The 7,413-nt window shown below is 64.2% G+C and carries 8 protein-coding genes and 1 pseudogene; all 9 read right to left on the reverse strand.

Annotated features, from left to right (window positions below; genetic code table 11):
- Positions 1–98 (reverse strand): annotated as a pseudogene (locus AC2VOK_RS15245) (DUF2550 domain-containing protein); the annotation flags it as partial.
- 6 nt (positions 99–104) lie between these two features.
- Positions 105–470 carry a F0F1 ATP synthase subunit epsilon gene (locus tag AC2VOK_RS15250; protein ID WP_421530060.1) on the reverse strand — a complete coding sequence of 122 codons (366 nt, stop codon included), beginning with the start codon at positions 468–470 and terminating at the stop codon, positions 105–107.
- A gap of 39 nt (positions 471–509) precedes the next feature.
- Positions 510–1,961 (reverse strand): F0F1 ATP synthase subunit beta, encoded by a 1,452-nt coding sequence (atpD, locus tag AC2VOK_RS15255; RefSeq protein ID WP_428901236.1) that lies wholly within the window; start codon positions 1,959–1,961, stop codon positions 510–512.
- 27 nt (positions 1,962–1,988) lie between these two features.
- The gene (locus AC2VOK_RS15260) at positions 1,989–2,903 is read right to left on the reverse strand and encodes a F0F1 ATP synthase subunit gamma (protein ID WP_428901237.1); all 915 of its coding nucleotides are present in this window, start codon (positions 2,901–2,903) and stop codon (positions 1,989–1,991) included.
- A 6-nt stretch (positions 2,904–2,909) separates the two neighbouring features.
- Positions 2,910–4,574, reverse strand: coding sequence for a F0F1 ATP synthase subunit alpha (atpA, locus tag AC2VOK_RS15265; RefSeq protein ID WP_428901238.1), 1,665 nt, complete (start codon positions 4,572–4,574; stop codon positions 2,910–2,912).
- Between the two features lie 65 nt (positions 4,575–4,639).
- Entirely contained in the window at positions 4,640–5,980 is a 1,341-nt protein-coding gene (locus AC2VOK_RS15270; RefSeq protein WP_428901239.1) for a F0F1 ATP synthase subunit B/delta, read from the reverse strand.
- Between the two features lie 6 nt (positions 5,981–5,986).
- Positions 5,987–6,514, reverse strand: a complete 528-nt coding sequence (locus AC2VOK_RS15275) for a F0F1 ATP synthase subunit B (protein WP_428901240.1) — start codon at positions 6,512–6,514, stop codon at positions 5,987–5,989.
- A gap of 9 nt (positions 6,515–6,523) precedes the next feature.
- A complete protein-coding gene (locus tag AC2VOK_RS15280; RefSeq protein WP_024636915.1) occupies positions 6,524–6,772 on the reverse strand; it encodes a F0F1 ATP synthase subunit C in 249 nt (82 codons plus the stop codon).
- Positions 6,773–6,864: 92 nt separating this feature from the next.
- On the reverse strand, positions 6,865–7,413 hold a 549-nt coding region (gene atpB / locus AC2VOK_RS15285), incomplete at its 5' end, for a F0F1 ATP synthase subunit A (protein ID WP_428901241.1).

A 7,413-nucleotide genomic window follows, 5' to 3' on the forward strand; every position in this document is an offset into this window, starting at 1 on the left:
CCGCCCTGGCGCAGCTTCCACAGCCGATAGCTCAGGGCGAGCACAGCCACGCCCAACACGACGACAAGCGCGACCATGAGCCCCATGGTCGCGCTCATCGGTCGCTAATCGATCGCGCCGACGGCGCGCAATCTGGCGCGGCCCCGTGCGGCGATACGAGGATCGTCGGACTCGGAATCCTGTCTGGCGGAGCTCTCGTCGATCTCCGATTCGAACGCCGCGGATTCGGCAAGAATGCTCACGCCCTCCTCGGTCACCGACAAGAATCCGCCGTCCACCGCGATCCGCAGATCGTCCGCGCCGTCCCGCTCCACGCGCACCACGGCGTCGTCGACCAACTGGGCCACCAGAGGGATGTGGTGAGGCAGGATGCCGATTTCTCCGACGGTGGTGCGGGTGAACAGGAACGTCGCCTCCCCGGACCAGATCTTCCGGTCGACGGCGACAATCTCCACGTTCAGTTCCGCCACCTCACACCGCCTTTCGCCTTGATGCCAGCAAGGTTTCGATCACAGCTTGGCGCCGAGGCTCTCGGCCTTCTTGGCCAGGTCGTCGAGACCGCCGATCAGGAAGAACGCCTGCTCGGGGATGTGGTCGAACTCGCCCTTGGTCAGGCGGTCGAACGCATCGATGGTCTCCTTCAGCGGCACCGTCGAGCCCGGCTGTCCGGTGAACTGTTCGGCGGCCATCATGTTCTGCGAGAGGAATCGCTCGATGCGCCGGGCCCGGTTCACCAACTGCTTGTCTTCCTCGGACAGCTCGTCGATACCGAGGATGGCGATGATGTCCTGAAGGTCCTTGTAGCGCTGCAGCACCCGGATGACCTCCTGGGCCACGCGGTAGTGCTCCTCGCCGACGACACCAGGATCGAGGATCGTCGAGCTGGAAGCCAGCGGGTCGACCGCGGGGAAGATGCCCTTGGAGAAGACCGAACGGGACAGCTCGGTGGTGGCGTCCAAGTGCGCGAACGTCGTTGCCGGCGCCGGGTCGGTGTAGTCGTCGGCGGGTACGTAGACCGCCTGCATCGACGTGATCGAACGCCCACGCGTCGAGGTGATGCGCTCCTGCAGTTCGCCCATCTCGTCGGCCAGCGTCGGCTGGTAACCCACCGCCGACGGCATGCGGCCAAGGAGCGTCGACACCTCGGATCCGGCCTGGGTGAACCGGAAGATGTTGTCGATGAACAGCAGCACATCTTGGCCGGCCTCGTCGCGGAACCACTCCGCCATGGTCAGGGCGGACAGCGCCACCCGCATACGGGTGCCCGGGGGCTCGTCCATCTGACCGAACACCAGCGCGGTGTCCTTGAGCACGTTGGCCTCTTGCAGCTCCACCCACAGGTCGTTGCCCTCGCGAGTGCGCTCCCCCACGCCGGCGAAAACCGACGTACCACCGAAGTTCCGGGCGATACGGTTGATCATCTCCTGGATGAGCACCGTCTTACCCACACCGGCTCCCCCGAACAGCGCGATCTTGCCGCCACGCACGTACGGAGTCAGCAGGTCGACGACCTTCAGACCGGTCTCGAGCATCTCGGTGCGAGGCTCCAACTCCTCGAACGCCGGGGGCTTGCGGTGGATCGACCAGTGCTCGAAGTCTTCCCCGTAACCCGGCTTGTCCAGGCAGCGGCCCAGCACGTCGAAGACGTGACCCTTGACCTCTTGGCCGACCGGCACCGAGATCGGGTTACCGGTGTCGATGACCTCGACACCACGGACCAAGCCATCGGTGGGCTGCATCGAGATGGTGCGCACCAGGTTGTCACCCAAGTGGTGAGCGACCTCAAACGTGAGGGTCTTCGCGAGCTCCTCGTAAGTGATCTCGGCGTGCAGAGCGTTGAACAGCCCCGGCACCGAACCCCGCGGGAACTCGACGTCCACGACCGGCCCGGTGATCCGGACCACGCGGCCGTTGCTCTCGCTCTCGGTCGTTTTCGCGCTCTTGTGGGCAGTAGCAGTCATATCTTTTCGCTTCCTCGTCGGGCCTATCTAGCGCGCGTCGGCGAGCGCATTTGCGCCACCGACGATTTCGCTGATTTCCTGGGTGATCTGTGCCTGCCGCTCGCGGTTCGCCATCAGCGTCAGGGCCTTGATCAGGTCGTCGGCGTTGTCGGTGGCCGACTTCATCGCCCGCTGGCGGGACGCCAGCTCCGATGCCGCGGATTCGAGCAGCGCCTCGTACACACGGGTGGTCAGGTACCTCGGCAGCAGGGACTCGAAAAGCGTCGTCGCATCGGGCTCGAACGAATACAACGTGCGCACTTCGGGCTCTTCCTCGACGTACTCGATCACCATAGGGGCAATCCGGTGCGCCTCCGCCGATTGCGACAACATCGACTTGAACTCGCTGTAGACGATGTGCAGTTCGTCGACACCCGCGGTGTCACGATCGTTGTCGCCCTCGCCGCGGGCACCGAGCATGAACACGTCGACCAAAGCCCCGGCGATCTCGGCGGCGTCCTCGTACTGCGGCTGCTCGGAGAAACCCGTCCACCATTTGGCGATGTCCCAGTTTCGGAACTTGTAGTAGTTGAGAGCTTTACGGCCCACGGTGTAGAGCACCGGAGTCTTGCCTTCTTCTCTCAGCAGAGAAAAGAGTTCTTCGGCGCGCCGGAAGATGCTCGCGTTGTAGGCACCACACAGGCCGCGGTCGGACGTCACCACGAGCACGCCCGCACGCGTGGGCTCTGGACGCTCGACGAGCAGTGGATGATCCAGAGCGGCCTCAGCCGCCAACGTGGTCAGCATCGCCGTGATTTGGAAGGCATAAGGCCTGGCGGATTGGAGACGAGCCTGCGCCCGCCCGATGCGTGACGTGGCGATCAGCTCCTGGGCCTTGGTGATCTTTTTGATCGACCCAGCCGAGCGGATTCGCCCGCGCAACTCGCGAAGTGTGGCAGCCATTGGTTGCTACTTCTTCTCTTTCTTTGCCTTCTTCTCCGGCGCCGGCCTTTTCACCTTCACCGATTCCTTGCCCAGGTCCTCTTCGCTCATGGCACCGACGTGCTCGTCGGGTACCACCGACGCACCGCTTGTGGACCCGAAACTCTTTTTGAAATTCTTGATGACTTTCTCGAGCTTTTCGGCGGTCTCGTCGGAGAGCTTCTGGGTGTCGCGGATACTGCTGAGAATCTGCTCTTCGGACGCCCTGATGTGGTCCAGCAGTTCGGTCTCGAAGCGCCGGACATCCTCGACGGGTACCGAGTCCAGATGCCCGCCGGTGCCGAGGAAGATCGAAACCACCTGTTCCTCGACGGGCATAGGCCGGTACTGCGGCTGCTTGAGCAGTTCCACCAGCCGGGCACCGCGATCCAACTGCGCCTTGGACGTGGCGTCCAGATCGGAAGCGAAGGCGGCAAATGCCTCCAACTCGCGGAACTGTGAGAGGTCCAGGCGGAGGCTTCCCGCCACCTCCTTCATGGCCTTGATCTGCGCTGCGCCACCGACCCGGGACACCGAAACGCCCACGTTGATCGCGGGACGCACGCCCTGGTTGAACAGATCGGATTCCAGGAAGCACTGCCCGTCGGTGATCGAGATGACGTTGGTGGGAATATAGGCCGAGATGTCATTGGCCTTCGTCTCGATGATCGGCAGGCCGGTCATCGAGCCCCCACCGAGTTCGTCGGAAAGCTTGGCGCAGCGCTCCAACATTCGCGAGTGCAGATAGAAAACGTCGCCCGGATAAGCCTCGCGGCCGGGCGGACGGCGCAGCAGCAGCGAGATGGCGCGGTAGGCCTCGGCCTGCTTGCTCAGGTCGTCGAAGACGATCAGCACGTGCTTGCCGTCATACATCCAGTGCTGGGCAATGGCCGAACCGGTAAAGGGCGCAAGCCATTTGAAACCGGCCGAATCGGACGCCGGCGCCGCGACGATCGTGGTGTAGTCCATCGCGCCACCCTCCTCCAGGGCACGGCGAACCGAGGCGATCGTAGTTCCCTTCTGCCCGATGGCGACGTACACGCACCGCACCTGCTTGCTGACGTCGCCGGTCTCCCAGTTCTGCCGCTGGTTGAGGATGGTGTCGACGCACACCGCGGTCTTTCCGGTCTTACGGTCGCCGATGATCAGCTGACGCTGGCCGCGGCCGATCGGAGTCATCGCGTCGATGGCCTTGATACCGGTCTGCAACGGTTCTTTGACGCTCTGCCGCTGCACCACCGACGGCGCCTGGATCTCCAGGGCACGCCGCGTGTCCGTGTTGATGTCGCCCTGACCGTCGATCGGCTGGCCCAGCGGATTGACCACGCGCCCCAAGAACGCGTCGCCGACGGGCACCGAAAGGACTTCGCCGGTACGCTTGACCTGCTGGCCTTCTTGGATCTTTTCGAAGTCACCCAGGATCACCGCTCCGACACTGTGCTCGTCGAGGTTGAGGGCGACGCCGAGAACACCACCGGGAAACTCGAGCAGTTCCTGGGTCATGACGGACGGCAGTCCGTCGACGTGGGCGATGCCATCCCCTGCGTCGACGACAGTGCCGACTTCCTCGCGCGAGGTGTCGGAGCTGAAAGAGCCTACGTACTCTTCGATGGCGCCCTGAATGTCGTCAGCGGAGATTGTCAACTCGGCCATGGCTTTTCGTCTTTCTACTTCTGTTCGCGTGGGTCTTCGATGGGTCTGTAATGAATACTTCGTGTTCAGTCGGGCAACTGAGCCTCGGCTGCGGCCAGGCGCGAGGAGAGCGTTCCGTCGATCACCTCGTCGGCCACCGCGATCCGCAGCCCGCCCAGCAGTGCCGAGTCGATCCGCAGTTGCACGGTCACCGGGTTTCCGTAGATGCGGCCGAGGACCTCGATGAGACGAGCGCGCTGGGCGCCGCTGAGCTCGGCTGCCGCGCCGACTTGCGCGACGACTTCGCCGCGGCGAGCCACCGCGACTTGAGCGAGGAACTGCACCGCCTCCTCGGCCGGCTGACCCCTCAGCAACTCGACCGTATGGGTCAGCAATGCTGACACGATCGGGTTGACGCTGCTGCTCGCGCCGCGAAGAACACTGCGCAGCAGCTGAACTCGTTTCTCGGCCGGAACGACATAGTCACCCAGCAGGATGCCGAGGCGCGGCTGCGCGTCCAGGATCCGGGAGAAACGGAACAACTGTTCTTCGACTTCGCCGGTCTTGTCCTCACGTTCGGCAACCTCCAGCAAGGCTTGCCGCGACAGGTGCTCGATCGCATCGATCAGGTCCGCCTCGGCCGACCAACGCTCGCTGACCGCCGCGCGCAACACCGCGATCGTCGCGTCGCCGACCTTCCCCGACAACAACCGCTCGATCAACCGGACCTGCGGTCCCGAGTCTTCGACCGACAAGGTGAGGTAGCGGGTGACCACCATTTCACTGTCGAGCATCTTGGCCACCGCGACGAGCTCGCCGGCCAGCACGGACAGCCCGTCCTCGTCGAGATCCTCGATGACCGTGCCGAACCGCCCCAACAGGTCCCGCAGTGCCCGGCGGCTGGCCGCACGCATCTTGGTCAGCAGCGGGTACTGGACGTCGGCGGAGGCCGGAGCCATGGCGTCGAGCTCGTCGAGGAACCGGTCCACGGTGGCCGATCGCTGCGCCGCGTCGGCGACGTAGTTGCGCACCAGTTCGGTTGCGCCGCGCACCGATTCGTGGCCGAGTTCCAGCCGGAGCTGCCGGGCCAGCTGAGTCCTCAGCAGCTCGACCTGGCGGGTACCCTGACCCGTGATGCGCTCGGCCTCCACCTCGGCCTGAACCCGAAATTGCTCGGTGATGCGTTTGGCGTCTGACTGGGCCTCTTCGATGACTCGCTTCGACTCCGACTTGGCGTCTTCCACCGCCTTGCTGTGGGCGTTGCTGGCCTCGCCGAGGCGATCTGCGGCGGTGTCTGCGTCACTCAGCTGCTGGCGCACCACATTCTGCCTGGCGGCCATGAGCTTGCGCACCGGGGGCACGACGTACCGCACCACCAGGAACACGATGACCGCGAACCCGACCAACTGTCCGATGAACGTCGACATGCGCGGTTACCGCCCGGACGATCCGGTCGGGGTGGCGACCACGCCGACGTCGACGCCGAGGATTCGGCTGGCCAATGTCGCCGACATGCCTGCCACGTTGGAGCGCAGGTCCAGTTCCACGGCGTCCCTTTCCCGCTTCAATTGCTCTGCGGCCGTTTGCAATGTCGCCATCACCTGTTGCTCGGCACGGGCTCGCGCGTCCTCGACCACCTTACGGCCCTCGGCCCGCGCGCCGTCGCGGTGCGACGACGCCTCGATCCGGGCTTTGGTCAGCACTTCGTCGTAATCGGCCCGGGCGGCTTCGAACTGCTCGTTCGCCTTCTTGTTGTCGGCGAGGGTCTTGGCGACCATCGCGTCGCGCTCGCGCAACACCTTCAGGATCGGCGGTACGACAAACGTGCCGATGACGGCGAGGACGATCAGGAAGATGGCCAGTACGAAGAAAAAGGTGCCGTTGGGAATGAGGAAGTTGTTGCTCTTCCCTTCCTCCGCTGCCTGGCCGGCGGCCAGAACGAGAGTGCTTGCGTCGCCCATCACAGCGAATTAGGTGCCGACCGGGGTAGCGAAGACGAACAACGCCATGAACGCCAGATTGATGAAGTAGGCCGCCTCGACCAGACCGACGGTGATGAAAAACGGCGTGAACAACCGTCCCTGTGCTTCCGGTTGCCGGGCGATGCCCGAAACCAGCGCATTGCCGGCAATGCCATCACCGATGCCGGCACCGATCGCGCCGCCACCCATGATCAGGCCACCGCCGATGAGTGCGGCGGCAGCGACTTGGGGGTCCAGGGCCATTCTTTCCTCCTTTGAGTGGTGGCTGTCTGGTAGCGATCTACCAGGCGCCGATGATGATGCGCGGACGGGGCCGAAGTGCGGCGGACTCAGTCATGGTGTTCTTCGACCTCCATCGCCTGGCTGAAATACAAGATCGTCAAGATGGCGAAGATGAAGGCCTGGATAGCGCCGACGAACAGATCGAAGGCCTTCCATATCGCGTTGGGCGCCCACATGATGTACGGCGGAAACAGTGCGATCAGCGCGACCAGGATGCCGCCGGCAAAGATGTTCCCGAAAAGTCGCAGCGACAAGGAAATTGGCTTCGCGAGTTCTTCGACGAGGTTGATCGGCGCGAGGAAGGCCACGTGCCCCTTGAGCACCGCGATCGGGTGCCCGACGATGCCGCGGCGCCAAATCCCGGCGACGTGGTAGCAGACGAAGACGAACAGGGCCAGCGCCAGCACGTAATTGATGTCCGCGGCGGCCGACTTGAGCAACTCGGTGGTATGTCCCGACGTGTCCGTGTACTGCAGCGGCAGCACCGACAGCCAGTTGGAGATCAGGATGAACACGAAGATCGCGACGGCCAGCGGTAGCACGAAGGGAGCGATCCGCATCCCGATCGCGGCCTCGACCTGGGCGCGCATCTGCTC

This window comes from Mycobacterium sp. TH-M116 (assembly GCF_057473685.1).

Bases quoted from the DNA above. Each gene is read 5' to 3' on its own strand.
- atpD (WP_428901236.1), bottom strand. From the start codon at position 1,961: ATGACTGCTACTGCCCACAAGAGCGCGAAAACGACCGAGAGCGAGAGC.
- AC2VOK_RS15260 (WP_428901237.1), bottom strand. From the start codon at position 2,903: ATGGCTGCCACACTTCGCGAGTTGCGCGGGCGAATCCGCTCGGCTGGG.
- AC2VOK_RS15275 (WP_428901240.1), bottom strand. From the start codon at position 6,514: ATGGGCGACGCAAGCACTCTCGTTCTGGCCGCCGGCCAGGCAGCGGAG.
- atpA (WP_428901238.1), bottom strand. From the start codon at position 4,574: ATGGCCGAGTTGACAATCTCCGCTGACGACATTCAGGGCGCCATCGAA.
- AC2VOK_RS15270 (WP_428901239.1), bottom strand. From the start codon at position 5,980: ATGTCGACGTTCATCGGACAGTTGGTCGGGTTCGCGGTCATCGTGTTC.